This window comes from Vibrio sp. SCSIO 43135, assembly GCF_023716665.1.
In the GTDB taxonomy this organism is placed as follows: Bacteria; Pseudomonadota; Gammaproteobacteria; order Enterobacterales; family Vibrionaceae; genus Vibrio; species Vibrio paucivorans.
In genome coordinates, this window is record NZ_CP071860.1 from 1,223,408 (window position 1) to 1,249,972 (window position 26,565).

The 26,565-nt window shown below is 45.7% G+C and carries 22 protein-coding genes and 1 pseudogene; 10 read left to right on the forward strand and 13 right to left on the reverse strand.

All coding sequences use genetic code 11. The features are described from left to right. Nucleotides 1–77: 77 nt before the first annotated feature. The 4 genes and pseudogenes from J4N42_RS19955 to gcl form a co-directional block, all read right to left on the reverse strand. Entirely contained in the window at nucleotides 78–1,388 is a 1,311-nt protein-coding gene (locus J4N42_RS19955) for a glycerate kinase type-2 family protein (RefSeq protein WP_252031517.1), read from the reverse strand. Nucleotides 1,389–1,680: 292 nt separating this feature from the next. Next, the gene (locus tag J4N42_RS19960; protein ID WP_252031520.1) at nucleotides 1,681–2,574 is read right to left on the reverse strand and encodes a 2-hydroxy-3-oxopropionate reductase; all 894 of its coding nucleotides are present in this window, start codon (nucleotides 2,572–2,574) and stop codon (nucleotides 1,681–1,683) included. Nucleotides 2,575–2,631: 57 nt separating this feature from the next. Continuing rightward, the gene (gene hyi / locus J4N42_RS19965; RefSeq protein ID WP_252031523.1) at nucleotides 2,632–3,408 is read right to left on the reverse strand and encodes a hydroxypyruvate isomerase; all 777 of its coding nucleotides are present in this window, start codon (nucleotides 3,406–3,408) and stop codon (nucleotides 2,632–2,634) included. Nucleotides 3,409–3,559: 151 nt separating this feature from the next. After that, nucleotides 3,560–5,334: pseudogene (gcl, locus tag J4N42_RS19970) on the reverse strand (glyoxylate carboligase). Between the two features lie 317 nt (nucleotides 5,335–5,651). Between gcl and aceB the strand changes: the two are divergent. From aceB to J4N42_RS19985, 3 genes are all read left to right on the forward strand, one after another. Continuing rightward, nucleotides 5,652–7,295, forward strand: coding sequence for a malate synthase A (aceB, locus tag J4N42_RS19975; RefSeq protein WP_252034107.1), 1,644 nt, complete (start codon nucleotides 5,652–5,654; stop codon nucleotides 7,293–7,295). Between the two features lie 25 nt (nucleotides 7,296–7,320). After that, nucleotides 7,321–7,758 carry a GlcG/HbpS family heme-binding protein gene (locus J4N42_RS19980; protein WP_252031526.1) on the forward strand — a complete coding sequence of 146 codons (438 nt, stop codon included), beginning with the start codon at nucleotides 7,321–7,323 and terminating at the stop codon, nucleotides 7,756–7,758. Nucleotides 7,759–8,161: 403 nt separating this feature from the next. After that, nucleotides 8,162–9,991, forward strand: a complete 1,830-nt coding sequence (locus J4N42_RS19985) for a M4 family metallopeptidase (protein ID WP_252031529.1) — start codon at nucleotides 8,162–8,164, stop codon at nucleotides 9,989–9,991. A gap of 142 nt (nucleotides 9,992–10,133) precedes the next feature. Here the strand turns inward: J4N42_RS19985 and J4N42_RS19990 are convergent, their stop codons facing one another. Next, a complete protein-coding gene (locus J4N42_RS19990; RefSeq protein ID WP_503035462.1) occupies nucleotides 10,134–11,462 on the reverse strand; it encodes a DUF4397 domain-containing protein in 1,329 nt (442 codons plus the stop codon). Between the two features lie 345 nt (nucleotides 11,463–11,807). Here J4N42_RS19990 and J4N42_RS19995 point away from each other — a divergent pair, with 345 nt between their 5' ends. Together J4N42_RS19995 and J4N42_RS20000 are read left to right on the forward strand one after the other, a co-directional pair. Continuing rightward, nucleotides 11,808–12,149 (forward strand): hypothetical protein, encoded by a 342-nt coding sequence (locus tag J4N42_RS19995; RefSeq protein ID WP_252031534.1) that lies wholly within the window; start codon nucleotides 11,808–11,810, stop codon nucleotides 12,147–12,149. 214 nt (nucleotides 12,150–12,363) lie between these two features. Further along, a complete protein-coding gene (locus J4N42_RS20000) occupies nucleotides 12,364–13,764 on the forward strand; it encodes an alpha-amylase family protein (RefSeq protein ID WP_252034108.1) in 1,401 nt (466 codons plus the stop codon). A 152-nt stretch (nucleotides 13,765–13,916) separates the two neighbouring features. Here J4N42_RS20000 and J4N42_RS20005 read toward each other — a convergent pair whose 3' ends face one another. Next, nucleotides 13,917–14,270, reverse strand: coding sequence for a MerR family transcriptional regulator (locus tag J4N42_RS20005; protein ID WP_252031537.1), 354 nt, complete (start codon nucleotides 14,268–14,270; stop codon nucleotides 13,917–13,919). Nucleotides 14,271–14,353: 83 nt separating this feature from the next. Here J4N42_RS20005 and J4N42_RS20010 point away from each other — a divergent pair, with 83 nt between their 5' ends. Together J4N42_RS20010 and J4N42_RS20015 are read left to right on the forward strand one after the other, a co-directional pair. After that, on the forward strand, nucleotides 14,354–14,824 hold the full coding sequence (locus tag J4N42_RS20010; RefSeq protein WP_252031540.1) for an SDR family oxidoreductase: 471 nt from the start codon (nucleotides 14,354–14,356) through the stop codon (nucleotides 14,822–14,824). A gap of 61 nt (nucleotides 14,825–14,885) precedes the next feature. Next, a complete protein-coding gene (locus tag J4N42_RS20015) occupies nucleotides 14,886–15,236 on the forward strand; it encodes a hypothetical protein (protein ID WP_252031543.1) in 351 nt (116 codons plus the stop codon). Between the two features lie 89 nt (nucleotides 15,237–15,325). Here the strand turns inward: J4N42_RS20015 and ppiC are convergent, their stop codons facing one another. Continuing rightward, nucleotides 15,326–15,604 carry a peptidylprolyl isomerase PpiC gene (gene ppiC / locus J4N42_RS20020; protein ID WP_005472248.1) on the reverse strand — a complete coding sequence of 93 codons (279 nt, stop codon included), beginning with the start codon at nucleotides 15,602–15,604 and terminating at the stop codon, nucleotides 15,326–15,328. A 190-nt stretch (nucleotides 15,605–15,794) separates the two neighbouring features. Here ppiC and J4N42_RS20025 point away from each other — a divergent pair, with 190 nt between their 5' ends. Further along, nucleotides 15,795–16,712 carry a chemotaxis protein gene (locus J4N42_RS20025; protein WP_252031546.1) on the forward strand — a complete coding sequence of 306 codons (918 nt, stop codon included), beginning with the start codon at nucleotides 15,795–15,797 and terminating at the stop codon, nucleotides 16,710–16,712. A gap of 88 nt (nucleotides 16,713–16,800) precedes the next feature. Here J4N42_RS20025 and J4N42_RS20030 read toward each other — a convergent pair whose 3' ends face one another. From J4N42_RS20030 to J4N42_RS20045, 4 genes are read right to left on the reverse strand one after another with little or no spacing between them, the layout of a single operon-like run. Next, nucleotides 16,801–17,103: a DUF2149 domain-containing protein gene (locus tag J4N42_RS20030; RefSeq protein WP_252031549.1), complete on the reverse strand. Its 303-nt coding sequence runs from the start codon at nucleotides 17,101–17,103 to the stop codon at nucleotides 16,801–16,803. Then, nucleotides 17,103–17,579 carry a MotA/TolQ/ExbB proton channel family protein gene (locus tag J4N42_RS20035; RefSeq protein ID WP_252031552.1) on the reverse strand — a complete coding sequence of 159 codons (477 nt, stop codon included), beginning with the start codon at nucleotides 17,577–17,579 and terminating at the stop codon, nucleotides 17,103–17,105. Before J4N42_RS20035 ends, J4N42_RS20030 begins: the two co-directional genes overlap by 1 nt. Beyond that, complete coding sequence (cobN, locus tag J4N42_RS20040; protein WP_252031555.1) at nucleotides 17,576–21,385, reverse strand: cobaltochelatase subunit CobN; 3,810 nt, start codon at nucleotides 21,383–21,385, stop codon at nucleotides 17,576–17,578. The genes J4N42_RS20035 and cobN overlap by 4 nt, the downstream gene beginning before the upstream one ends. 3 nt (nucleotides 21,386–21,388) lie before the next feature. Then, nucleotides 21,389–23,302 carry a TonB-dependent receptor domain-containing protein gene (locus J4N42_RS20045; RefSeq protein ID WP_252031557.1) on the reverse strand — a complete coding sequence of 638 codons (1,914 nt, stop codon included), beginning with the start codon at nucleotides 23,300–23,302 and terminating at the stop codon, nucleotides 21,389–21,391. A gap of 360 nt (nucleotides 23,303–23,662) precedes the next feature. Here J4N42_RS20045 and J4N42_RS20050 point away from each other — a divergent pair, with 360 nt between their 5' ends. Next, nucleotides 23,663–24,421 (forward strand): esterase/lipase family protein, encoded by a 759-nt coding sequence (locus tag J4N42_RS20050; protein WP_252031560.1) that lies wholly within the window; start codon nucleotides 23,663–23,665, stop codon nucleotides 24,419–24,421. A gap of 42 nt (nucleotides 24,422–24,463) precedes the next feature. On the opposite strand, the gene J4N42_RS20055 is transcribed toward J4N42_RS20050, so the two are convergent. Continuing rightward, nucleotides 24,464–24,835: an MmcQ/YjbR family DNA-binding protein gene (locus J4N42_RS20055; RefSeq protein WP_252031563.1), complete on the reverse strand. Its 372-nt coding sequence runs from the start codon at nucleotides 24,833–24,835 to the stop codon at nucleotides 24,464–24,466. 66 nt (nucleotides 24,836–24,901) lie between these two features. Next, complete coding sequence (locus J4N42_RS20060; protein WP_252031566.1) at nucleotides 24,902–25,384, reverse strand: MarR family winged helix-turn-helix transcriptional regulator; 483 nt, start codon at nucleotides 25,382–25,384, stop codon at nucleotides 24,902–24,904. Between the two features lie 120 nt (nucleotides 25,385–25,504). On the opposite strand from J4N42_RS20060, the gene J4N42_RS20065 reads away from it, so the two are divergent. After that, a complete protein-coding gene (locus J4N42_RS20065; protein ID WP_252031568.1) occupies nucleotides 25,505–26,401 on the forward strand; it encodes a DMT family transporter in 897 nt (298 codons plus the stop codon). Nucleotides 26,402–26,565 lie beyond the last annotated feature (164 nt).

The following is a 26,565-nucleotide window of genomic DNA, read 5'->3' on the forward strand; positions in this document are numbered from 1 at the left end:
AGGACAATAATCCATAAAAAAAGGCGCTCGCACAACATTGTGCAAGTGCCTTTAAAATCTATGTAACGGGACTTTAGTTAAAGCACCAAAATTGCCCTAAAGTCATTGACGTTAGTAAGCGTTGGGCCAGTAAAAATTAATGAGTTTGTCTGGCCAAAAAAATCATAGCTATTGTTGTCGGCTAAGTAGTCTTCCGCCTTCAAGTTTTTGCTTTGTGCATCTTGCCAGGTTTGCGGCGTAATCCACGCTCCAGCGTTGTCTTCGACGCCATCAATGCCATCCGTGTCGGCCGCCAGTGCGTAGATGTTTTCGACGCCTTTTAACTCATTGTATAGGCTAAGCAAGAACTCACAGTTACGCCCCCCTCGACCATTGCCTTTAACCGTTACCGTAGTTTCACCGCCAGAGATAATGACACATGGCTTTTCGAAGGGCTGCCCTTGTTGCGCGACTTGCTTAGCCAAGGCAGAGTGCACTTTCGCTACTTCACGAGCTTCACCTTCAATGCAATCACTCAGTACATAGGCGCGAACACCAAGCCCTTCTGATTCTGCAGCCGCCGCATCGAGCGACATTTGTGGTGTTGCGATTAAGTGATTGACGCAGCGAGACCAACATTCATCTTGTGGTTTCACCGTTTCCGACTCTTCGCTATTAAGCCAGTTAAATGCCGATGTAGGTATATCAATGTCGTAACGCTCTAGAATCGCTAAAGCATCAAAGCGTGTCGTGCTATCTGGTACCGTTGGTCCAGACGCAATCACACTAAAATCATCGCCCGGTACATCGGAGATGGCAAGCGTAATTACTTGCGCTGGATACGCGAGTTTTGCTAATTGACCGCCTTTAATCGCAGAAAGATGCTTACGTACACAGTTCATTTCATCGATCGCAGCACCCGACTTCAACAGGGCTTTGTTAATCGCTTGCTTCTCAGCTAATGAAATTCCCGGTGCAGGTAGGCTCAGTAGCGCGGAACCCCCGCCAGAAATCAGACAAATAACCGTATCTTCTTCATTCAAGCTTTTTGCCAACTCAACCACGCGTTGGCCCACTTCTAGCCCCATGGCATCAGGAACTGGGTGCGCCGCTTCAATGACTTCAATTTGTTCACAGGGTGCTGTATGGCCGTAACGAGTCACTACTAACCCTTCCAGTTCGCCCATGGCTAAGTCTTGCTGTTTGCGGCGCTGCCATACCTGTTCTAGCTCCAGAGCCATGGAAGCCGCAGCTTTGCCTGCACCAATCACTACGGTTCTGCCACCATGATTGGCTGAGTTGTAAAACAGAGATTCAGGAAGGTACTGCTCGATATGACCAGTAGGTAATGCTTGGTTGACTGCGCTTTGAAAAAGGGTGTGTAGAAACTGTTTAGCGTCGATGTCCATCAGCCACTCCTTAGTTGATAGATTCCGAATAGAGAAAGAAAAAATCCCGATGTGAAAACAAAAGCGCCTGCTAAGAATGAAGTGGAGGAAGGCCCGACTTCAACTTTTGTCTTTACAACGGGAACGCGCATAAAAGGAGACGAAACTACGCGATTTATGAGGAAAAAATGATACTTAAACCGCCCGGTGAGGCTGCTCAAAACCTAGTTAAGCGGTTTAAGTACCGGCAAAGAAACGGAATAACTTCTCTGCCTTACCCTACCTTTGTAACACTTGCTTTGTGTAGGCGAACCTACTTGCGAATAGAGTGACCAGAACGTTTCTCAATCGCTTTAATTAGCGCAGAGTGGTCCCAGTTCTCACCGCCCATTGCTGCACAATCTTCAAACAGTTCTTGTGCATTGGCTGTATTTGGTAATGCCACTTCTAGTTGCTCTGCACCAGTCAGTGCTAAGTTAAGATCTTTCTGGTGTAGTGCAATCTTAAAGCCTGGGTCGAACGTACCTTCAACCATGCGCTCACCGTGCACTTCAAGAATTTTAGAACTAGCAAAACCACCTAGTAGTGCTTGACGAACACGTGCTGGATCAGCACCTGCTTTAGAAGCAAATACTAGCGCTTCCGATACCGCTTCAATGTTCAGTGCAACGATAATTTGGTTAGCCACTTTACACGTTTGGCCTGCACCGCTTTCACCAACCAGTGTGATGTTTTTACCCATCACTTCGAATAGTGGACGAGCTTGGTCGAATGCGGCTTGGTCGCCACCTACCATAATGCTTAATGTCGCGTTAACTGCGCCCACTTCACCGCCTGATACTGGTGCATCTAGGTATTGAGCGCCGCTTTCTTTCACACGTGCCGCAATCGCTTTTGTCGCGATAGGCGAGATTGAGCTCATATCGATGATGAGTTTGCTTGCTGGGTTTGAACCTAGACCTTGCTCAACACCGTTTTCACCAAATAGTACGTCTTCAACTTGCGGTGTGTTCGGTACCATTAGAATGGTCACATCTGCCAGTTCTGTCGCTTCTTTAGGTGAGTGAGTCACGATTGCGCCTGCAGCAACAAGATCTGCTGGTGGCGGGTTAAAGTGGTCTGTGAATACTAGTTGGTGACCCGCTTTTTGTAGGTTCGCCGCCATAGGCTTACCCATGATACCTGTACCGATAAATGCAATTTTCATTTTAAGTTCTCCATAACATGATGTTTAGCTGTATTGATGCAGCTAATGCCACCGCAATTAGCGGTACTGAGTAAGCCAGCCAAGGCCTTCTGACGTTGTTGTCTTTGGTTTGTACTCACACCCCACCCAACCTTGGTAACCAAGATCGTCTAGGTGCTTAAGCACAAACGGGTAGTTAATTTCACCGGTACCCGGCTCGTGGCGTCCTGGGTTATCCGCTAACTGAACGTGTGCGATTTGACCAATGTTTGCGCTCATAGTTGGGGCTAAATCGCCTTCCATGATCTGCATGTGGTAGATATCGTACTGAACAGAAATGTTGTCGCTGCCTACTTCCTTGATAACCGCTTTCGCTTGCTCGGTTGTGTTAAGGAAGAAGCCTGGAATATCGCGTGTGTTGATTGCTTCAATCACAAGTGCAATGCCTTCCGCTTTTAGGGCTTGAGCCGCAAAGCGCAGGTTAATCACAAACGCGTTGTGCGCATCTTGTTCTGTCACACCATCTGGCACGATACCCGCCAAACAGTTCACTTGAGAGCAACCTAGCGCTTTTGCGTATTCAATCGCTTTAGGCACGCCTGCTTGAAACTCTTCAATACGGTTTGGGTCGACAGCGATTCCGCGATCACCAGCATCCCAATCACCAGCTGGTAGGTTAAACAACACTTGCTCTAAGTTGTTTTGTTCCAGCTTTTGTTTAATCTCTTGTGCGCTAAACGCGTATGGGAAAAGGTACTCTACCCCTTGGAACCCAGCATCAGCGGCAGCATCAAAGCGGTCTAAGAAGTCCACTTCGGTAAATAACATCGACAAATTTGCAGCAAATTTCGGCATGTTTTTGTCCTTTCTTTTGAGGCTCTTTAATAGAGTCTTGTTGGTTCTTTTTGGCTGTTCTTCATGTTGCTTAGTAGAGTCAGCCTGTTCCGTGCAGTGAATTGCTGAGAATTGGTGGCTCACGCTGGGTGAGCCACGAAATCCAGCAACACTAGGATTGGTTCGACAAGGCTGTCGGTGCATCATCGCCACTCTCGGCAAGCGGCTCGAATTCGTTGATCGCATTAATCTCCACACCCATTGCTATGTTGGTTACTCGCTCTAGGATCACCTCTACAACAACTGGAACCTTGTGCTTGTTCATTAGCTCACGCGCTTGGGCGAAAGCTTCTTGCATCTGCTCTGGGTCGGTTACACGAATCGCTTTACAACCAAGGCCTTCAACAACTGTTACGTGGTCAACACCGTAGCCATTTAGCTCTGGCGCGTTTTGGTTTTCAAACGCAAGTTGTACACAGTAATCAATATCGAACTGGCGCTGCGCTTGACGGATTAGGCCTAGGTAAAGAGTTGTTCACCAATACGTGGATGTATGGCAGGTTAAACTGCGCACCTACCGCCAATTCTTCGATCATGAATTGGAAGTCGTAGTCACCCGAGATTGCAAACGTCACGGCTTGGATCAGCAGCTTTCACACCTAGAGCAGCTGGCGTTGTCCAACCTAATGGGCCCGCCTGACCACAGTTAATCCAGTGACGTGGCTTGTACACATGTAGGAACTGAGCCGCAGCAATTTGCGATAGACCAATCGTACTTACGTAACACGTCTCTCGGCCAAAGGCTTTGTTCATTTCTTCATAAACACGCATTGGCTTAATTGGTGCTTCCGTGAAGTGCGTCTTACGTAGCATGGTTGCCTTGCGTTGCTGACACTCACCTACCCACTCGCTGCGATTAGGAAGCTTGCCTGCATCGCGCCACTCACGCGCAACTTCAACCATAAGTTCAAGGGCCGCTTTAGCATCCGACACTATGCCTAAATCTGGACAGAACACTCGACCAATCTGTGTTGGCTCGATGTCTACATGAACAAACTTGCGGCCCTTGGTATATACATCTAGCGAACCTGTGTGGCGGTTTGCAAATCGGTTACCAACACCGAATACGAAATCCGAATTCAATAGGGTTTCGTTACCGTAACGGTGTGCAGTTTGCAGACCAACCATACCTGCCATTAGCTCGTGGTCGTCTGGGATAGAACCCCAGCCCATAAGCGTTGGAATAACAGGTACTCCGGTAATTTCAGCAAATTGCTGCAGTAACTCTGGCGCACCTGCGTTGATGACACCACCACCAGCAACGATGACTGGGTTTGCAGACTCACACATCATTTGCATTGCTTTTTCTACTTGCTCACGGCTCGCCGTTGGCTTGTATGGTTCAAGCGGTTGATACGTATCGATGTCGAATTCGATTTCAGTTAACTGAACATCCAATGGCAAATCAATTAGCACAGGACCAGGGCGACCAGAACGCATTAGGTGGAATGCTTTTTGGAAAGCACGTGGCACCTGAGCTGGCTCTAGTACAGTGGTTGCCCACTTAGTCACTGGTTTTGCAATAGACTCAATATCTACGGCTTGGAAATCTTCTTTATGTAGTCGAGCACGCGGCGCCTGACCTGTGATACAAAGGATTGGAATCGAGTCCGCCGACGCAGAGTAAAGACCAGTAATCATATCTGTACCCGCTGGGCCCGAAGTACCTATACATACGCCGATGTTTCCATCATTAGTACGTGTATAGCCTTCCGCCATATGCGATGCACCTTCTACGTGACGCGCAAGGACGTGGTCGATGCCACCCAGTTTTTTCATTGCTGCGTACATAGGGTTAATTGCTGCACCTGGAACACCAAAAGCGATATCTACTCCTTCACGCTTTAGTACTTCAACCGCTGCTTCGATTGCTTTCATTCTTGCCATTCGAACCTCCAGTTTCGATTGTATACAATTCAAACTTGTTTTGTGTACTATGAAAGCATATCGGCAATTACGCAACCCCAAAATCAACATTTTTACAACATAGAGCATTAACCCTAAGTGCTTACTAACCCCATAAAACCTAGCCACATTGGCTTTACATAAAATATCTTTACGTAAAAATAATTTTGAAATTTTACGAATGAAAAATAAATGTTAAATACCCTTTGATTGTTTACACAATTTCCAATATAAGTATTCCTGTAACTTATTTTTTGTATACAAAATCGAAAGGTATTGTTTAAAGGAGACGAGCAATGATTTTGAACGATGTTACGGACAGAGAAGCAGACGCTGGCCAAAATGCCTGTATGCAGGTACTCGGTGACACTGCGAATGCCGAGTACGATCAAATCCTTTCCAAAGAGGCATTAGCCTTCTTAGAAACCCTAGTAAATAAGTTTGGTGCACGCCGTGATGCGTTGCTTCAAACGCGCGATGAAAAGCAAGCTCAATTTGATGCGGGAGCCCTACCGGATTTCCGCGCGGATACAAAAGCGATCCGTGATGATAAGTCATGGAAAGTCGCAACGCCGCCAAAAGAGCTGCTTGACCGTCGTGTTGAAATCACAGGTCCAGTCGACCGTAAAATGGTGATTAACGCTCTTAACTCTGGCGCAAAAGTATTCATGTGCTGTTTTGAAGATGCGTCGTCACCAACGTGGGAAAATATGGTGGAGGGCCAGATTAACCTACGTGACGCAAACCTTGGAACCATCAGCTACTACGATGATAAAAAAGATAAGCACTACAAGCTGAATTCCGATCCTGCACTTTTGATTGCTCGACCACGAGGCCTGCACCTGCCAGAGCAATCTATCCAATTCAATGGCCAACCTATTGCAGGTTGTCTGATGGACTTCGCACTGTATTTCTTCCACAACTACCAAGCCCGCGCTAAGCAAGGATTAGGTGTGTACTACTACATCCCTAAACTAGAAAGCATGGAAGAAGCACAATGGTGGGACGATATCTTTAGTTTCACTGAAGATCATTTTGGCGTAGAGCGCGGCACAATCCGTGCGACAGTGCTGATTGAAACCCTGCCAGCTGTATTCCAGATGGAAGAAATGTTGTATGCAATGCGTGACCACATCGTTGCAATGAACTGTGGACGCTGGGACTACATCTTTAGCTACATTAAAACACTCAAAAATCACAAAGATCGCATTCTGCCAGATCGCCATGGCATCGGCATGGATAAAGAGTTCCTTAACGCTTACAGCCAACTATTAGTGCGCACTTGCCATGAGCGCGGCGCGTTAGCGATGGGTGGTATGTCGGCATTCATTCCTGCCAAAGACCCAGCAGAGATGGAGCGCGTGACAGCGAAAGTAATTGAAGATAAAGAACGTGAGTCACGCAATGGTCACGACGGTACTTGGGTAGCGCACCCGGCACTGGTTGATCTGGCGATGTCTATCTTCGACAAGAACCTTGGCGGTAAGCCAAACCAAATGGACTTTGAAAGCCCGACTCACACCATCGACGCTTCTTTGCTACTAAAACCATGTAGCGGAACACGAGATGAAGCGGGTGTGCGTAAAAATATTCGTATTGCTCTGTACTACATCGAAGCTTGGATTCGTGGTTATGGCTGTGTGCCAATCTACGGCCTAATGGAAGACGCGGCGACAGCGGAAATCTCACGAGCCAACATTTGGCAGTGGATTCACCATGGCGTATCGCTCGATGATGGTCAGAACTTTACCGCAGAACTATTTCATAAATGGCTCTATCAAGAGCTAGACACTATCCAACAGGAAGTTGGCGATACTCGTTATGCCGCAGGTCGCTTTAAAGAAACTGCTGACCTTTTTTATGAGCTATCTACGGCAGACACCTTTGCCAACTTCCTGACCTTACCAAGCTATGAGTTGCTAAAGGGAGCAGCCAAAGCATAGGTCAACTCAAAGATTAGGAGATAACATGGGAAGTTTGACACTACAACAGGCGTTAACCATCATCGATGGTACTTTTCAGGCGGGACAGAAAACCAACAGTGCTCCACTCACAGTGGCCGTGCTCGACAGTGGAGGGAAACTCATCTCTCTACAGAGACAAGATGGCTCCAGCATGATGCGACCAGACATCGCGGTCGCAAAAGCTTGGGGTGCATTGGCACTAGGGTGTTCATCACGCAAACTCGCACAGGATGCAGACAATCGACCTGCGTTTATCTCCGCAGTGAACGTACTCGCTCACGGTAATATGGTTCCAGTTCCAGGAGGGCTACTGATACGAGATTCGGAAAACACAGTGCTAGGTGCCGTTGGCGTCAGCGGTGATGTCTCGGATGTCGACGAAAGCTGCGCTCTTAATGGCATTGGCCATGCCCAATTGTTCAGCGATGAAATGGTCGCCTAACCGCTCACCATTAAATATGTTCACATACTCTTTCTAAGCCCTCATTCGAGGGCTTTTTCGTTCCTGCAAGTTAAGCAACATCGGCATTAGTATTTGTGAGCAGCCTCTCGAGCCGATTATTGATAGTCTTATGCCAAGTTTGTAGCACATAAAAATATCAAGTATTCATAAGGTTATGATTTTGAAATCAATAAATATCGACATAAAAATCAGTAACAAATCGAACTGATTTTTACTGTCATTCTCAGTTGCCATTCAGTAAAAATTAATTTCACATCTCATTTGCGAGACGAATAAAACCCACCCATGGTATTCAAGCTATAACGAGAGGTTGGCACGCTAAATCGCCCCATTCTCCCCAGTTAGCAAAGGAAATTACAAATAACACCATTGGGATAGAACAATGAAAATAAGACAACGTCAGACTTACACCCTACTCGCACTTGCAGTAGCAGCTTCTTTACCAGTCACCGCTGCAGAGATGGTTCCTGTCACCGATGCATCACTGATTCAAAACGCTCTTACCATGCAAAGATTCAGCGTCGCACCCGTAGAAAATGGCTTTGAAGCAGTGAAAGAAGTACGTTTGCCAAACGGTAAGATCAAAGTCCGCTACCAACAAACGTACCAAGGGCTCCCGGTATTCGACACCGCGGTGGTTGCCACTCAAGTACAGCAGACCGTCTCCGAGGTTCAGGGCTTTATGGCACAAGGGATCAGTGATGATATACCGACAATCACTCCGCGCTTAGCTGACAAGCAGGCAATTGACATCGCAAAGCAAACCTTTCAGTCTCAATCCTTTGCTGGGCAAGCGTTTAAATCCGAGAACATTAGCGCGAAGCTGATGGTGAGGCTGGATGAAAACAGCCAAGCGCAAGTCGTCTACTTAGTGAGCTTTTTCGTAGCAGAATCCGACCCAGCTCGTCCGTTCTTTTTCATCGATGCCAACACAGGTGAAGTTCTATCAAGTTGGGATGGACTAAACCACGCCAGCGCTTCGGGTACAGGCCCTGGCGGCAACATAAAAACCGGTCAGTATCACTATGGATCTGACTACCCGTCGTTTTCCGTCGAGAAAGTGGGCAATACCTGTACGATGAACAATGCAGCGGTAAAAACCGTTAACCTTAATCACGGCACGACGGGAACCACCGCATTCAGTTACACCTGTAACGACAGCAGCAATTACAATGACCATAAAACGGTCAACGGCGCATACTCCCCTCTTAACGACGCGCACTATTTTGGCGGTGTCGTATTCGACATGTTCCAAGACTGGATGAACACAGCTCCTTTGACTTTCCAGTTGACGATGCGCGTGCACTACAGCAGTAATTACGAAAACGCTTTTTGGGATGGCTCAGCCATGACATTTGGTGATGGCCAAAACACGTTCTACCCACTGGTAGACATCAATGTCAGTGCGCACGAAGTCAGCCACGGCTTCACTGAGCAAAACTCTGGCTTGGTATACAAAAACATGTCTGGCGGTATGAACGAGGCCTATTCAGATATTGCGGGCGAAGCGGCTGAATACTACATGAAAGGCAGCGTAGACTGGATTGTCGGTGCTGACATCTTCAAAGGAAATGGAGGTTTGCGCTACTTCGACCAACCTTCGAAAGATGGCAAGTCAATCGACCATGCGTCCCAGTACTACGACGGTCTTAACGTCCATTACTCAAGTGGCGTATTTAATCGAGCCTACTATCTATTGGCGAACAAATCGGGTTGGGATGTACGTAAAGGGTTCGAAGTATTCACTCTAGCAAACCAACTTTACTGGACGGCAAACAGTACCTTTGATGCGGGCGCCTGTGGTGTAGCCAAAGCCGCGCAAGATATGAACTACTCAGTCGCAGACGTTGTGGATGCCTTTAGCCAAGTGGGAGTCAACGCAGACTGTGTCACTCAACCGCCTACGGATGGTGAACTGCAAAACAACACTCCGATTACTCAGCTAACAGGCAATCGCTTAGCAGAAGACTTCTATACCTTTACGGTTGATCGCGCTGCTACCGCGAACGTCTCTATCTCAGGCGGAACGGGTGATGTCGACCTTTATCTAAAAGCGGGAAGCAAACCAACCACGAGCTCTTGGGATTGTCGCCCATATCGCTATGGCAATAACGAGCAGTGCACAGTTTCAGCCGTGCCGGGCACGACCTATCACGTCATGCTCAAAGGTTACAGCGCTTACTCGGGTGTTTCGCTCGAACTAAGCTACTAAGTGTATGTTCTGCAAAGTGATCAGTTCGAAAAGTAATAAGCGACTAATTAATGAGTTACTGAGCTAATCATGCCACTTCCACATTGAAGTATCTTCATACTAAAAAAGCCCTCATCTAGAGGGCTTTATTCTTCACGACGGTTTAATCGGTGATGGCATCAACAATGAGATCGAAGCCAGTACCATCATCTATCGCGATAGCTTGATAAACCACACCGTCATCAAGCGTTACCATCGCAGGTCCAATTGCAGCAGTTGTGGTACCAGTAGGCGTTACCGTGACGTAGTAGTCACCTGCTGCGACATAAATCCCCTGAACATCCGCTTTGTATTCAAACCCTTCAATCGCTGGAGAACTTGAGGCGAAATCCGTGCTAGCAGTCAGATATACATCCACAGTAGAAGCGCTCGGAGCTGCATGAATCAAACTCAACTTAGCACTAGTCGCCACACTTCGTCTGTCGGTTTCAACCACTAGAGCTTCAATAGTTGCCAACTCATCAATAGCGAAAATACCGTAATCCATACCCGCATTCAGCTCCACATCTTGAGCGTCGATGACCAAACTTCCCGGAGTGTTGTCAGGGTAAACCCCAATATCATATGTCCCTGCATCAACCGCGGTGTAATCTTCAACTTCCTTGAAATCAAGATCCGAGATAGCCTCACTACCATTTAAAGACACGTCTACACGCGGTGCATCATCCACTAAGTGGCCGACTTGTATTTCTGCTTTTTCAGATGAATTGTAAAGAGTGGAGTAAGAAGAGCCATCCATCACTAAAAGCTTAACGAGTGAACTCCCGTCGCTGTCTTGATTGGGAATCGCTGCAATGGTTAGTTCTGAGTTTGCATTGAGCGTCACGCTACCTGAATCGAATGCAACGGTTTTGGTACCCGCCAACGCTAAGCGTATCTGGTATGTCGCTGCTGCAAGATTTAGCACTCCGGTGTCGTCTTTATAAGCGAGTGTATCGACAGCACTTGCACTGTTAATATCGGCTCCTGGCTCGGTCACATACAGGTCAACATCAGGCACGCCGGCCGCTGCATGCACAACTTGAACATCAAAAGTGCTGGCGTTGGCACTACCGTTCGCAGGACGGCTTAGAACCAATGCTTCTACACTGTTTGAGCTGCTAGAGTCAGCCTCCCCGACTACCATAACGGTATACTTAAGTGCCTCTGCTAAAAATAAGGTCGTCTCTGGAATCACTGTCGTTGTCGCGCCACCTGGTAGCTGTACTTCAACCTCAACCGTATTGTTGCCAGTCGGGACACTGAGATACCCAGAAGCCACGCCAAAATCGACGCCAGTCAGCGTTGCGTCACCGTTTATCCAAACATTAGCTAGAGGTGCGTCCACTGAAGAGTGAACAGCTTGTAGAGAGGAGTTAGAGTCGTCACTTCCACAAGCCGTAATTGCAAGAGCCAGCGTTGCGACGGAAAGAGTTTTCTTCATACACATAATGATATTCCTAAACCTTAGGATCAATTTCCATTAAACCCACCAAGACAACGTCTTGAAGTTTTCAAAATAAATCTGCGTACGTACGGATTTCTCATAATGCTTTAGTAGTAAAAGCAATAATCACTTGTGTTTTACGCGTCACCGACACAATGGATCACACTCTCTACAAAATTATCATTTTGAGAATCACCTTTTCCTCTAACTATTTGTTATTTATGAATTTAATTTTTTCAATTTAGCACAGAGTAAAACAAGCTGGAAATATGGCGCAAAATGGTAATTAAATTGACACATATTACGGTACAAAACGAACGAGAAAATTCACCTAAAAGACACTAACCGCCAATGCCAGAACAGCTGTTAAAAGAACAACTTATCTTGGAGTCTCTGCTCCACCGGTCGAAAGCCTATGTCATCGAAGTGTTTCAAGAGGGGCACTACAATTTGGGGTTAGTTGTAGATGCTTCGTTAGGCTGGGAAGCGCTCAGAGTAGCGAGCCTACCAGGTGTAAATTTGTCTGAGGTGAACCCATGCTCAAAGTCGGACGAAGAGTGCTTTCAAGATTACCATTATCATCAAAACGATCTATTTTGTGTGTTTAAGTTCGAGCACCATTCATTCAGCAGTGGGCGTAAAACACTAGAACAATTGATAAAAGACTTGAACTTAGAGGTCGTTAATACATAAAAATACACATGCACAATTTGGCCTCGCAAAGCATACATTCACACTCGGTGTAGAGAGTTATGTTCCGCACAAACTGTTTGCATCCACTCAATTTTATAAAATCCACCCCAACAGAAAGTGATCTCGAGATGAACTAGAAATATTTCAAAACAAAATCAACGAAGCCCTACATATAATCCACAAAAATAAATAATAGTAGGGGCACCTCATGAACATCAAACCAATAACACCTGTACTCATTTCCATAGCTGCTGCATGCACACTAAGTACTACAGCTAATGCCGACACCATTTTGCACGCCTTTAATTGGAAGTATGCCGATGTCACAACCCACGCAAACGACATTGCTCAAGCTGGCTATAAAAAGGTACTCATCTCACCGGCAATGAAGTCGAGCGGTACCCAATGGTGGGCACGTTACCAGCCACAAGACTTGCGTGTGATTGATTCACCCTTAGGAAACAAGCAAGACTTAGCGAGTATGATCGCCGCTCTAAGCAACGTAGGTATCGATGTTTATGCTGATGTCGTGTTGAATCACATGGCAAATGAGAGTTGGAAACGCAGTGACCTTAATTACCCTGGTGATGAGGTTCTGGCCGATTACGCCGAGCGTTCTTCTTATTACGCCAACCAAACCTTATTTGGCAGCCTTCAACAAGGTCTTTTCTCCGCTAACGACTTCCACCCTGCTGGATGTATTTACGACTGGAACAACCCAGGCCACGTACAATATTGGCGTTTATGTGGCGGTAACGGTGACTCTGGTTTACCAGATCTTGATCCAAACAACTGGGTGGTATCGCAGCAGCGGTCGTATTTGCAAGCATTGAAAGACATGGGAGTAAAAGGCTTTCGTATCGATGCAGTTAAGCACATGAGTCAGTATCAAATCGAGCAAATATTTACTGCCGAAATTACCAGAAATATGCATATCTTCGGTGAAGTCATCACCAGCGGTGGCGCCGGAGACAGCGGTTACGAAGCATTTTTAGCGCCTTACTTAAATAACACTAACCATGCAGCCTATGACTTCCCGTTATTTGCTTCGATTCGTTCTGCATTTTCAATGAGCGGTAGCCTAAGTCAACTACACGACCCTAAAGCATATGGGCAGGCCCTTGATGATTCGCGTTCAATAACCTTTACCATCACCCATGATATTCCGACCAATGAAGGCTTCCGCTATCAAATCATGGACCCAAAAGACGAGCAGCTAGCATATGCTTATATCCTTGGGAAAGACGGTGGAACCCCTCTCATATACAGCGACGAATTGCCTGATGATGAAGATAAGGATAATGGTCGCTGGGCAAACGTTTGGAATAGTACGTTGATGAAGAATATGCTGGCTTTCCACAATGCAATGCAAGGCAAACCAATGACGATACTGGCCAGCAACCAATGTACGCTGCTCTTTAAGCGGGCAAAAGATGGTATTGTGGGCATTAACAAGTGTGGTGAAGCACGCAGTATTACTGTCGACACCTATCAACATGAATTTAATTGGTACGTGGAGTACAAAGATGTGTTAAGCGATACAAAGCAGGTGATCACTTCTCGTTACCACACCTTTAATTTACCCGCTCGCAGCGCGCAAATGCTCAAACTATAACTAAATAAGAAACTCACCAAAAACTTGGTGAGTCTTCCTTTCCCACAGTACATCGCGGTTCATAGTAGTGGGCATTTATAGGTTCCTAGTCTTTACCGTATTGAGTAATCTTATTGGAACTCTAAGTCGCCACGTAGCAACGCTAAAAGCCGTTACTCACACCCCAATCCCGCTAAATTGAGCTTTATCATCCCCTTCATTTTTTCGATTTCTTGAGCTTTATGATCCAGCTCTTCTAGCTTTTGAATCAAGAACGGCCGTAACTCTGCGATAGATAGCTCGTCCGAAGCCGCGCTATCAAAAATCGTTTTAATCTCTTTCAAGGTGAACCCACACGACTTACCACACTGAATCATATCGATACGCAACAATGAACTATCCGCGTAATCTTGGTAGTAACGAGAGCCTGCCGGTTTACGTTCTGAGTAAATTAAACCAAGCTGTTCATAGTGACGAATTCCATCCTTACTTAGCCCTGTTTGCTTACAAAGTTCGCTAATTTTCATCTTATTAAAAATCTCTCTTGACTGTAGGGTATACCCAACAGTTTATCATCAGTTCGTAACTTGTCATATCTAGGGAGAAACACATGACCAATAAAGAACTGACCATCATCGGAGCCACTGGTTTTCTATCAACTACAATCACCCAACAGCTATCGAGCAACGGAGTTTCGATACGAGTCATCGCTCGAAATCCAGAAAATGCGAGGAAAACCCTTCCAAGTAATGTAGAGATCGTCAAAGGAGATGTGAGTGATCCACAGAGTTTAACTAAGGCATTAAAGGGAACAGAAACGTTATATATTCACCTAAACACAGAAACAACTGACCTGAGCTTACCTTTCTACACCGAGCGAGAAGGTATTCAAAATATTGTTGAAGCAGCAAAACTCAATAACGTAAAGCACATTCTCCAAATAGCAGGCTTAGAATCACTCCATGAAGAACTGTTTCATAACGGCACTATTGAAACACGCAGAATTCGGGAAGCAGGAATGAAGTTCATTGAGGATTCCGGCATCCCTTATACATTCTTTTACTGCTCTTTTTTTTGCTGACTCGTTTGTACGGTTTGTCGACAACAATGCTGTCTACTTATTTGGTGAACTACCTAACCCTGTGTATTTCACCAATAGTCACCAGCTAGCTGAGTATGTTTTTCAGGCAATCAGCAACCCCGTAGCCTATAACCAAAAATATTCAGTACAAGGCAGCAAGGGGTTAACCTTTCAAGAAGCAGCGGAACAGTTCTTTGAACACTATAATCCAGACGTAACAGTAAACCAGATGCCATTAGATGCTGTACAGCAACTCGGCTTACCTTCAGAAGAAGCAATGTTTATTGAGCGTATATGGGACGTTTGCGCGGGTTTAAATGAGCATTTTGTTTCGGACAAAACCTACAAGCATTTAGGAAACCCTAAGGCTGGGCTAGAACATTTTGCACAACAGTTAAGAGACGCAATGTAAGTCTATAGAGAGTAAAACTGACTAAATTAGGCAAGTACGAAGTGATTCAGCACACTTCGTACTTGCCATCAATTCAGGTATTGGAGCAATTAAGTGCGGTACAGCACTTTCACAACATGCCAGCCAAACTTAGTTTTCACTAAGTGAGGGACAAGTGTTTCTCCGCTAAAGCACACTTTGTCGAATTGAGGAACCATTTGGCCTCGGCGGAATTCACCTAAATCGCCACCTTTTTTACCTGATGGACAAGTCGAGTATTTTTTTGCAAGCGTTTGAAACTTAGCGCCTTTCTTAAGCTGTTTAATGATGTCTTCTGCTTGTTCTTTGTGCTTAACAAGAATGTGAAGCGCTGCTGCGGTATTCGCCATGGTCTGTCTCTGCTGATACGGTTCTTAAAATCCGCGCTATTCTACCGTAACGAAATACGATATTCATCAAACCTTCGCTTCAGTTTATGGCTAATAATGAAGTAAGTATTTATAAATTTTTACCGTACCCATTGTTGTTATATTTAGATGGGGTACTATACGCGCAGATGTTCCAAGTTTGAGACAAGTTATGGCAAAGACAATCAGTAAAGCGAATCAATCGCAAGGCATGTTGATGTTCACCCTCAATACGCAGCAACAACTTTTTGCGATCGGTACGCTTAAAGTAAGGGAAATCGTTCCTTACATGCCAACGACTCAGATCCCATACTCTCACCACCATGTGGTGGGCACGGTGACTATTCGTGACCTCACTGTTCCTGTGATTGATATGGCGGCCGCAATTGGCTTTAGGCCGATTCAGCCAGAAGAATACGAGAGCTGCTACCTTATTGTGACTGACTGTTTACGCACGATTGTGGCGTTTATGGTGCGTTCGATTGAGAAGATCATTGAATGTGATTGGCGCTCGATTGAGCCGTCTCCTGAAACGGCAGGTAAGAATGTATTCGTTACGGGTATTACCCACTTCGACGATCAAATCGTTCAAATGCTAGATGTTGAGCTATTGCTATCCAAAATATACCCGCAGTACGAGTCAGCCAATATTCCAATTCTGACTGATGTTGAGCGTGAACGTTTGAAAGTAATGAATATTCTATTAGTTGATGACTCATCAATTGCCCGTAAGCAACTTTCTGATGCGCTAGATCGCATCAATATTCCATACCAAATCTGCAAAAACGGAATGGATGCATTGGAACTGATGAAATCAGAAGCCGCAGAAGGCCGGGCGATCGATTTGTTAGTCAGTGACATTGAGATGCCAGGCTTAGATGGGTACGAGCTTGCATTTGAAGTTCAAAATACCCCAGAACTCAGCAAAGCCTACACGATTTTGCATACCTCCCTATCGAGTGAAATTTCAGTCGACCGTGCTCATCAAGTTGGCGCGCAAGATGCCCTTGAAAAGTTCAACGCAGGGGAATTGGTTGAGGCAATGTTGAAAGGTGCCAAGTCAGTAGAGAAAGCAAAAGAAGCGGCTTAATACACTCGCAGCCCCCCCCTCTCCCAAAAAATAAAAACAAAAACGCTGAGCGATAAGCTCAGCGTTTTTCTATCTAGACTTCAGCGGATTATTTTTCAGCAGGTACGTAAATAAGTCGGCCATCATCAAGCATATAAGTTTGACCAGCTAAACTTCCTGTGCCCTCTCCAATCTCATCAGAAGTTTCGTAACGCGTCATCTTCTCGCCATCTTTAATAGTAATCTTCATGTTTTCTTGTCCCGGATTTTCGATGAGGACCGAATCTTTTGGCAATTGACTTCCCGTCACATTCAGAATCATCAAGAAAGCCATCACCACCGCAAACAAGTCCACCATATTGACGACCGATAGAATTGGATCATCAAGTTCATCAGATTCTAGAAAGCGCATTATTGAGGCTCCTTAACTTCAATTACGCACATGTCTTCAAGCATCCAGCGACGACGTACTGTCATTATACTGAAAGTAATACTAGCGGCGATAAGAGCGAGAATGGAGGCAGAAAAAGCAACGATCATCTCTTGAGCGACTTTATCAATCTCACCTTCTCCCATTGCTACTAAAGCAGGGCCGATAGCGATCATTGTCGTGACCAAGCCAAGCATTGGACCTGAACGACTCACAATGCGTAGCGGCTCCAACTGCTTAATGATCCACAGCTCCAACTGATCACTCTGATACACATTTTTTTCCTTGGCGTAACGGTGCAGTACAGGAACATGACTTTTCCCTTGCCTTTGCACGAGTTCCATCCCGAATCGGCCTAGCGCATAAAGTGAATAAACAACGGTGATTACTACCAATGCCATGACTGGTTGCATAAACAATGTCGCAAATTGATAAATTAAAGTTTCTAGTTGATTCATGGGGTTACTTCTCGATAGATAAGGTGTTGTCGTATCGCACCTACGGCGATACAAATCAAAATTAAAACAATGAGGAACATCATTTGTTTATCGCTAACAGATGGCTCTTCATAAGCGGGAATTTCTTGCATCACATTGCCAGAAATTGTCGGGGGATTTGCTGCTTGGCCTGCATTACCTGCTAAACCAAAGCCAGCAGCGGTGTGTTCGATAAATTGCTCTGTAACGTCATGTGTTTGGTGATACTCCACCATCGGCTTCAGCTCTTCATGACGCTCCAACAGTGCCTGAAGCCTTACTTCATCGGCTTCCCAGTACCCTTTGCGCACCGCTTCCAGCATACGCTCGATGATCTGCATTTGTGCCGCTGGCTGATGGCGTTCGAACCATTCATTAATGCCTAAGTCATGCTTATCATCAATGTAGACTTCACTCAATGCCTCCCATTGATAGTCACTCACCGTCTCTGGTGCAGTCACTTGCCAGCCAAATAGGTTGTTAGTAATGTCGAGCATATTGAGTGCCCCTGCGTACCCTTCATCTTGCATCGCAGTGATCCAAACAGGGTTCATATAGCGGGAGTTCAGTTCCTCCGCGATAAATTTACCAGCAGAAACCGTTCGACTCTTCGACTCTCTTAAGTCATTCACATACAAAGAAGGATCACTGCCAGATGCCCTTCTAACCGCCGCCGCAAGACCACCTAGATACTCAAATGGATGATCAGTGGATAGAAGCCCATGCAGTCGACTAGTGCGAGTCATCACAGCGGCATCGACCGAGGAAAGCTGAGATTCGAACAAGTTGGTATCACCTAGTTTCTCTCCCCAAACTTGCGTGCCATAGGCATACTGAAGTCGGTTGGTAAACTGAGCACCTAACGCGCCGTCGTCTTCCCAGTCTTGGGACTGAACGGCAAGATCATTAACACCACTTCCGTAGTCACCCGGTTCGTTACTAAAAATACGCAAAACGGCTAACATACTTGCTCGTTCGCTGCTGTAGCCTAGCTCTCTTAGCTCATCGCTAAGACTCTGGCTATTTTCCGCAATAACGTTACCATCATCGAGCTGGCTCAAAGCTTCGATTGCCGCGCTAAGTTTTAGCATAAAGCCATCAAACTGGTCTCGGTACACCGATGTTGCTTGAATCACTACATCGATGCGCGGACGGCCTAACTCTATCTCAGGAATAATTTCTAGAGACACTAAGTTACCGCCTCTATCCCAAACAGGTTGTAACCCCAAAGCACGGAGCACTTGCGCTTCCAACATCCCAAAATGACGCTGGGTTTCACCGGCCCACAGTGAAAAAGCTATTTTCTCTGGGTATTCCCCGTGTTCTGAAAAGTGCGCATCCAAAAGGTTTTGTAACTCTTGCTCGGCAGCGTTGTAAGCCGCAGCACTTGGAACTTTAGCAGGGTCAAAACCATATAAATTAGTGCCACTCGTGGTTGAAGGGCTGCGTAAAGGATCTCCCCCACTCCCCGCTTGAATAAAACCGCCGTTCATTCCATTGATGAGCGCTTCGATCTCATTCGGTTGCGACAGCGATTTGTATGCCAACTTTACTGCTTCCGCGATAGATTCCAGTTCAGGTTCTACCTTCGATGAGCCTTCCAATACAGACGCAACCCATTGATACGGCTCTGTGCTTTCGAGTGACTCTATGTTGCCTTCAAACTGTTTCCAAAAACTGGTTGGATTTGAAACAAAATGCTCAATGAGTTCATCACCCTGTTGCTGCAAAATGGTGTAGATAATCTCGTTTTGAGATTTTGCTTTACCGAATACGTGTAAGCCCAAAGGCACGGATGAAGCAGCAAGACGATCGATATGCTCTTCGAGCGCTTCTAGCACCCCATCAAAATCGACTTCTAACTGAGATGCCTGAAGCCCCATGTCTTCGAGTACATTGAGTGCTTGTATTTTCTGGATTAAAGCAGCCTTGAGTTCATCTTTTACTGAACCGGGTAAAGCAGACTGGTAATCACCTAACAATCCATTCAACTCCACATATTCACCATAAAGCCCCGCTGGGCCAAAAGTCGGCGTTTGATGACTGATGATCGTAGCGCGACCACGACGTTTCGCTTGAATAGCTTCGGCGATATTGTCCTGAATGTATGGATAATAAACTGGCATATCACCTAATGTTAGATATGGGAAGTCAGGGCTCGAAAGCCCACGCGCTTTGCCTGGCGTCCACTCTTGAGAGCCGTGTGTACCAAGATGAACGAGTGCATCAAGTTGATTGCTCTGGTGTTGATTTTGTAGCCATAGGTATGCTGCCAAATAAAGGTGATTTGGTGGCTCTTTCACGGCATGGATGGCATCCCCGACTTTGCCAGATCTTGGCGGCTGTGGGAGAAGCCATAGGTTCCCTTTTTTCAATAAAGGAAACACAAAAGCAGGCTCACCATTCACTTGCAACAAACCGTTATAACGCAATGGGTGGCCCCACCAGCGATTGATAAAATGGCGCGTTTCCATCGGTACATGACGGTACCAACGCATATAGTCACGTAAAGATAGAGAAACGGCGTAACCATTATCCAACAACGTTTGTAGCGTTTGAGGTTGATAGTATCCAGAGAGAAGCTCTTTTGCATCAGTGATCATGTTGTCTTCGTCCACCTCAGGAATGTCGTAACCTTGGTTACGCAGCCCATCAGCGATGCTGGCGATACTTCGTGGCACATTGAGGTTAGATGCAGAAATATTTTCCGCCCCTGCAGGGGCATTCCAAAACATGACAGCCAGCGTCTTCTCATCCGTCGGCTTAGTTTTTAAACGATGATATGAATGTGCTCGACCAAACAGCAGTTCAAGTTGCTCTGGAATATAGGTTTTCTGCTCATCGACATCAGCAGAGATGATTAGCGGATCGGTTAGTCCCCAAGTTTCTGTCGTCGCCAATGTGACAGACGCGCTGCGCTGTTCAATGCCAACTTCACTTGCTCGCCAGTGATCAATATCCCCTTCACGATAGTGGATAGCTTGTATCATTGGCACATTCAAACGCTTCAATTCACTTTTACGTTTTTCACCTTGCTGGAGGTGAGTCATGTTAACAAGAGCGGTCGGTTGTATATCACCCCATGGCCAATCCAAACCATGTTCATCATCCAAATAATAAACCACTGGCGTAACACCAGCCGATTTAGAAGCGGCTATCAGATGTTCTAATGGTTCAAACTCTTGATTAATGATCTGGTTGCGAGCAATTACAAACCCCAAAACGGGTTCGTTCTGGTTATGCTCAATAGCGCTTAAGTATGCATTAAGGCCGATACCAGCCTCTTCATTATAATAAATGCCGTGACTGGGTACCTTTTCCGGACGAGGCAATTCACTTAATGAACGCCCCTTGTTTTTCAGGTCAATGGCTTTAAAAAAGGCATGGTAGTTATTCACCGTTCCATTGAGAAAGTAACCCATGAGCAAACGGTGAAAGTGAGGTTCAACCTGATTACTTGCGCTTGGTGGGCCTCCTCCTAACATAACCCAATCGAGTTCTTCAGGAATCGTTTCGATAATATCAGCCAGTCTCTGGCGATCGGGCATTCGTGGCGTATCCGCTACGACAAAGTCTACGCCTTTTAGTATCGAAGGGCTAAACTGTGAGGGCGTATAACTAAGCAATTCTACGTGCTGCTTTTTCGCATATCCTTTAAGTCGCTCAATCTTGGTTTGAGGAACAAAATCAGTATGAATAATGGCGACTGTCGTCGCCATTACCTGCAATGGTAATATCAATAAAAAGCAGCCACAGATTTTGGCTGCTCTTCTCATTAGTCGACGCATCAATTAAAACCTATATGTGCCATTTAGGTATACTTGACGCGGCAATATCGCATAACTGAAGTTCTCTGACTCATCTTCTAGGTAGAGGTCAAATAGGTTCGATACGCCCATTGAAATATCGAAGCTTTTCATCTTGTAGTTAGCCGCTAAGTCATAGGTTTGGTAAGACGGTAAATCGTAAGATGTCCCTCTTGATTCGTAGCTCTGTTCACCTACATGACGCATACTCACTTTGGTAATCAAAGCGTCTGTTGCCTGCCAGTTCAATGCAACATAAGCCTGAGACTCAGGTTTATTCTCTAGTGCCTTACCTGTCGATTTGTCTTCAGTATCAAGTAGTGTCAGATTCATGTTCACGAACCAAGCTGGAGACAGTGTCACATTACCCGACCACTCTAGGCCTTTAATCCGCGCTTCATCAACGTTGACATACTCTCGAACTTCTCTGCCATCCACTGTATCTGCATAGGCTAGGTCAATAAGGTTTTCGACATTGTTGTCAAATAAAGTAATCGTTGTGTCCCAACGGTCAGACATATACTGAGCAGACAGCTCATAAGATTTATTCACTTCCGGTTTTAGATCCGCATTACCGCGAATATCAAAACTTCTGCCCGGTACTGTATTGTAGTAATCAGGAGCGAGCTCTTTTATGGTTGGGGCTTTAAAACCTTCACCGTAGCCCCCTTTAAGCGTCCAGTTTTTAGTCGGCGTATACACTAAGTACGCACGTGGAGACGTATGGCCACCGAACTCGGAATGGTCGTCATGACGGAGGCCCAGCAATAACGAAAGGTCGTTACGCAGTTCAATATCGTCCTGGATAAACAACGCCGTTTGATCGATGGAATCACCGCCCGATGTTAGATCTGTACTCTTCAAGCGCTGCTCGCTCCACTGACCCCCGATCGTCATATGGTGCGCATCATGAGCGTAGAATTGCAGATAACCATCGACAATATCTTCATCAACATCATTACCGGAATTTGGTTCACCGATGTTCTTTTCGTTACTCTGAGTGACACGAGTGCCATACACTCGAATTTGACTGTCACCAAAATCCCAAAAGCCATTGTGAGCCAACGAGTAGTCTAAAGTGTCGTAAGTTGTTGTGCTTCGTACAACGTTTGAACTTCTATCCACACTGTCGTACCAAGTTTCACTCTGACCAACTTTCACGCCGAGATCGACTTCTTGTCTATCATCGATGATTCCTTTGAGCTCGACGTCAACAAACTTGTTTTTACTACCGGCAATGTCGGTTTCACCTGCTTGATAACGATTTTCGATCAAATCTTGTTGAGTTTGTCCCGCGGCAATTTTCATCAGTAGTTTGTCATCGATTAACGCGCCTGAGGCACGCGCTTCAATGTTCGTTGCATTGCCATCTTCGTCAACGGTCATAGCACCGCCGCCACGTACACTGCCAGACCACTCATTAGCCGTTGGTTTAGTGATCACATTGACTACACCACCTAACGCATCTGAACCATAAAGGGCAGACATTGGGCCTTTGATTATTTCAATACGCTCAATGTCGGAAACTGGGATATTTTGTAGTTCAAAGTTAGAGTGACCCATCATGTCTGATGCACCGCTTAATCTGCGACCATTCACTAGAATTAAGCTTTGTGATACATCCATACCCCGGATTTCTATCCCCTTTTTGCCCTGACCTAAGTCGGCGATATTCACACCTGAAGTAGTAACCAATGCATCTGCTAGGTTGTTATAGGGCAACAATGCAAGCTCTTCTTCCGTTATAACAGAGACACTTGCCGGAGCTTCAGATACACGCTTTTGATACGAAGTGGCCGTAACCACCATAACCTCATCGGTTTCATCATTGGCTGAAACCGATGCAGCTCCGAAACTAAGAAAAAAAACGCCCAAAGGCGCTAAGCGAAAGCAATTCATAAACCACCGAAATAGTTTTATAGAAAACAATACATACAGAGACTAGCGTTCTGTAAAACAAGAAGGCGCGTATGTTATAACATAACAATTTAATTTCAACTCTTCGGATAGATTATTTTTCGTACTACCAAATCAACTTTAATCGACCATTGAATGTATATAGATTACATATGAAACAAGCCCGTCTAATTGGGAGTTTTCATTGCGTTCGGAGTTTAAAGAACAAATTGGCACTGGATGGAACATCTAGCCAAACCGTCTTCAATACACTGATGGCAGACATTTGAAAGCGACACTCCTTGTTGCTTTATTGGTATCATAGGAACAACAGATTTATCGTTTTCAAGTGAGACAGTATCAATGATGTTTTTTCGCTGTTTAGTGCTGCTTTGCGTGGTACTAATAAGTGCCTGTTCCACACCACCCACTTGGTATTCAAACGATGACGACGCAGAGCTTGTCGTCGTCATTCATGGATTAACCAAAAGTGGGCGCTCAATGAGTGCACTCAACCAAGGTCTGCTCGATGCAGGCTATCGTACCTGTGTCCTCGATTATTCTTCTGTCAGAGTCAGCATTGACGCTATGCTCGACGAAACGAGCAACCAACTGAACCAATGCACTGAGAATGCCCAAGTGGTGCACCTTGTAGGGCACTCTCTGGGTGGCTTACTGATCCGTTATCACCTTCAAGCCAACGATAGCCTCCAAGTGCAAAATCGATTAGGCAAAGTGGTAATGCTCGGTACACCAAATCATGGCAGTGAAGTGGCAGACCACTACTCAACAAGGTTTTGGGCGAACTGGTTTGGCGAAGTGCCAATCTCTCTCGTAACAAGCAAGAAAGGGTTTGCACAGTCATTGAACGAGCCAAATTACGAATTTGCAATCATCGCAGGAATCAAGCCTTTTAAGACTACTGATTCACTGTTCCAAAAACCTAATGATGGGCTTGTCAGTGTCGAGTCAGCCAAATTAAGTAATATGCAAGATTTCATCGAATTGCCGATCAATCACATGAGGTTACGTGACGACCCTGAGGCCATCCACCAAGTCGTTTACTATCTACAAAAAGGAAGGTTTGATCATTCAGCTTCAATCACATCGGCCGATGATTGAGGTTGATTTGAAGACTATTGCCGAGAATAAAAAAACGCTGAGCTATAAGCTCAGCGTTTCTCTATCTGCTTTTCGCAGCGTTTTGACCACCAGCCGATACGATTGTTCGCATAGATCGTCCAACATGCCTTTCTCTACATCGCCATCTAAATACACGGTGACCCAGTGGCGCTTGTTCATGTGATAGCCAGGTGTAATGGCATCAAACTGCGCAGTGAGCACTTCCCCATCTTCTGGCTGGCATTTAAGGTTAATGTACTGTCTGCCTTCGCGCTCAGACAGTAAAGCAAACATCTTACCTTTAACTTTGTAGACCAACACTTCAGGGCCGAATGGAAAATCGGTTTCAGCCGCAACAAACTCGTTTAGGCGACGCTCCAAACTTTGATGGGTATGGTTGTTCTCAGGGTTCATTCCTTTCACACCAATTCAGTTAGCTTCAACATTGCTTGGCTACCACCCTATGAATGCACTCAGTGTTTATTCAAATTGATTTAGCCAAGTTTTCAGTAGTTGATTCACTTGTTTTTGCTGGGCTGTCGAAAGAGAGCGAACTAAGTGCTTTTGAATATCGACGTGCTTGGTGATCAACTCTTCAATCAATACTAACCCAACTTGGGTGAGTTGGACTGTCACACTTCTGCGATCTTCCTTACTGTGCGCACGCACGATAAGGCCTTTTGACTCAAGCTTGTCTAATCGGTTAGTCATCGCACCCGATGTAAGCATCATCGATTCAATCAATTCCGACGGCGTGAGTTTATGAGGCTTACCGCTACGTCTTAACGTCGCCAATACATCAAACTCACCCATTTTAAGGTCATACTGTTTATGAAGGTCTGCTACTTGAGCCTCCATATATTTGGCGATACGAAGAATTCTTCCCATCATTGCCATTGGTTGTGTTTCTAGCTCGGGCTTCTCCTTAGCCCATTGATCTACAACACGATCTACCGCATCCATTGTCTGCCTATCTCCATTAGAATAGTTAACTGCCTAAATATCTTAACATAAAGATACTTTACAAATAGTGATTTTACACGTACATTTACCAAAAATTATCTCGACGTAAAGATATTTTAAATGAACATATTACTGGCAATGGTCCCAGCCTTCTTTTGGGGCACTACATACGCGGTCACGCAATTCACACTAGCAGAGTGGCCACCACTACTGCTTGGTGCAATGCGTGCACTGCCTGCAGGCTTACTTCTGCTGCTTGTTCGACCAAGCTTGCCAAAGAAAGGCGAATGGCAAATTCTGTTCAGCTTAGGCCTGATTAACATTGCGACCTTCTTTGGTTTGATCTTCGTTATGGCATTAACACTGCCATCAGCGATTTCGGGCGTAGGGATGGTGTCGGTCCCGGTATTCGCGATGCTATACCACTGGTTGGTGAGTAAACGTGTACCTAACGTGATTCAAGCCAGCTGCGGCGCCGTGTTGGTTGTATTAGCGTGGTTCCTGTTCGATCCTGGTTCTATCAACCTTAATCCTATTGGCCTTGGCGCTATGCTTGCCGCAATCATGTGTATTGTAGTAGGCAGTAGTTTAACTAAATCTTTGGGTAGCAAAATGCACTGGTGGACGGTGCTTACTTGGCAGCTGATCTTAGGCGGTGTGATCTTGTCTATTGCAGCCACCGTGCATGCAGTTTCCGATCCGGCACCTTACTTAAATGTGTACAACAACTTTGATGCACGCAACTTCGCTGGCCTTGCTTGGGTAATCGGCTTAAATACAGCATTGGGTTATGGCATGTACGTATGGTTGCTACAACGTATGTCGGTCGTCGATTTCACATTCGGTGGCATTGCTAACCCTGTTGCTGGCATCGTGAGTGGTTTGCTATTGATGGGCGAGAGCTTCACCGTATTCCAGTACTCGCTCATGATTGGCATGATTGTTATGTCGCTGCTACCACAAGCAATACTGGCATTAAGACAAAATAAGCCAGCCCAGCCTGCAACAACCAGCTAAGCTGCGCAAATTGATTTAAAACACGAACGTTTTAAACATGAGCCCAAGCAAACTCCCCCGGTTTCTTGGGCTTTTTCTTTGTGTGTGACTTAACCTGTCAATCTAGCCAACTGATCTCGCTAGCCTATTTACGCGCAGTAGTGGTGAGAGTTTAACCATTTACT

Coding starts and splice junctions, on each gene's coding strand:
- J4N42_RS19960 (WP_252031520.1), bottom strand. CDS start 2,574: ATGAAAATTGCATTTATCGGTACAGGTATCATGGGTAAGCCTATGGCG.
- J4N42_RS19985 (WP_252031529.1), top strand. CDS start 8,162: ATGAAAATAAGACAACGTCAGACTTACACCCTACTCGCACTTGCAGTA.
- J4N42_RS19980 (WP_252031526.1), top strand. CDS start 7,321: ATGGGAAGTTTGACACTACAACAGGCGTTAACCATCATCGATGGTACT.
- J4N42_RS20050 (WP_252031560.1), top strand. CDS start 23,663: ATGATGTTTTTTCGCTGTTTAGTGCTGCTTTGCGTGGTACTAATAAGT.
- J4N42_RS20030 (WP_252031549.1), bottom strand. CDS start 17,103: ATGCGCTTTCTAGAATCTGATGAACTTGATGATCCAATTCTATCGGTC.
- J4N42_RS20005 (WP_252031537.1), bottom strand. CDS start 14,270: ATGAAAATTAGCGAACTTTGTAAGCAAACAGGGCTAAGTAAGGATGGA.
- ppiC (WP_005472248.1), bottom strand. CDS start 15,604: ATGGCGAATACCGCAGCAGCGCTTCACATTCTTGTTAAGCACAAAGAA.
- J4N42_RS20065 (WP_252031568.1), top strand. CDS start 25,505: ATGAACATATTACTGGCAATGGTCCCAGCCTTCTTTTGGGGCACTACA.
- J4N42_RS20035 (WP_252031552.1), bottom strand. CDS start 17,579: ATGAATCAACTAGAAACTTTAATTTATCAATTTGCGACATTGTTTATG.
- J4N42_RS20055 (WP_252031563.1), bottom strand. CDS start 24,835: ATGAACCCTGAGAACAACCATACCCATCAAAGTTTGGAGCGTCGCCTA.
- hyi (WP_252031523.1), bottom strand. CDS start 3,408: ATGCCGAAATTTGCTGCAAATTTGTCGATGTTATTTACCGAAGTGGAC.
- J4N42_RS19955 (WP_252031517.1), bottom strand. CDS start 1,388: ATGGACATCGACGCTAAACAGTTTCTACACACCCTTTTTCAAAGCGCA.
- J4N42_RS20025 (WP_252031546.1), top strand. CDS start 15,795: ATGGCAAAGACAATCAGTAAAGCGAATCAATCGCAAGGCATGTTGATG.
- J4N42_RS20060 (WP_252031566.1), bottom strand. CDS start 25,384: ATGGATGCGGTAGATCGTGTTGTAGATCAATGGGCTAAGGAGAAGCCC.
- J4N42_RS20045 (WP_252031557.1), bottom strand. CDS start 23,302: ATGAATTGCTTTCGCTTAGCGCCTTTGGGCGTTTTTTTTCTTAGTTTC.
- cobN (WP_252031555.1), bottom strand. CDS start 21,385: ATGCGTCGACTAATGAGAAGAGCAGCCAAAATCTGTGGCTGCTTTTTA.
- J4N42_RS20010 (WP_252031540.1), top strand. CDS start 14,354: ATGACCAATAAAGAACTGACCATCATCGGAGCCACTGGTTTTCTATCA.
- J4N42_RS19995 (WP_252031534.1), top strand. CDS start 11,808: ATGCCAGAACAGCTGTTAAAAGAACAACTTATCTTGGAGTCTCTGCTC.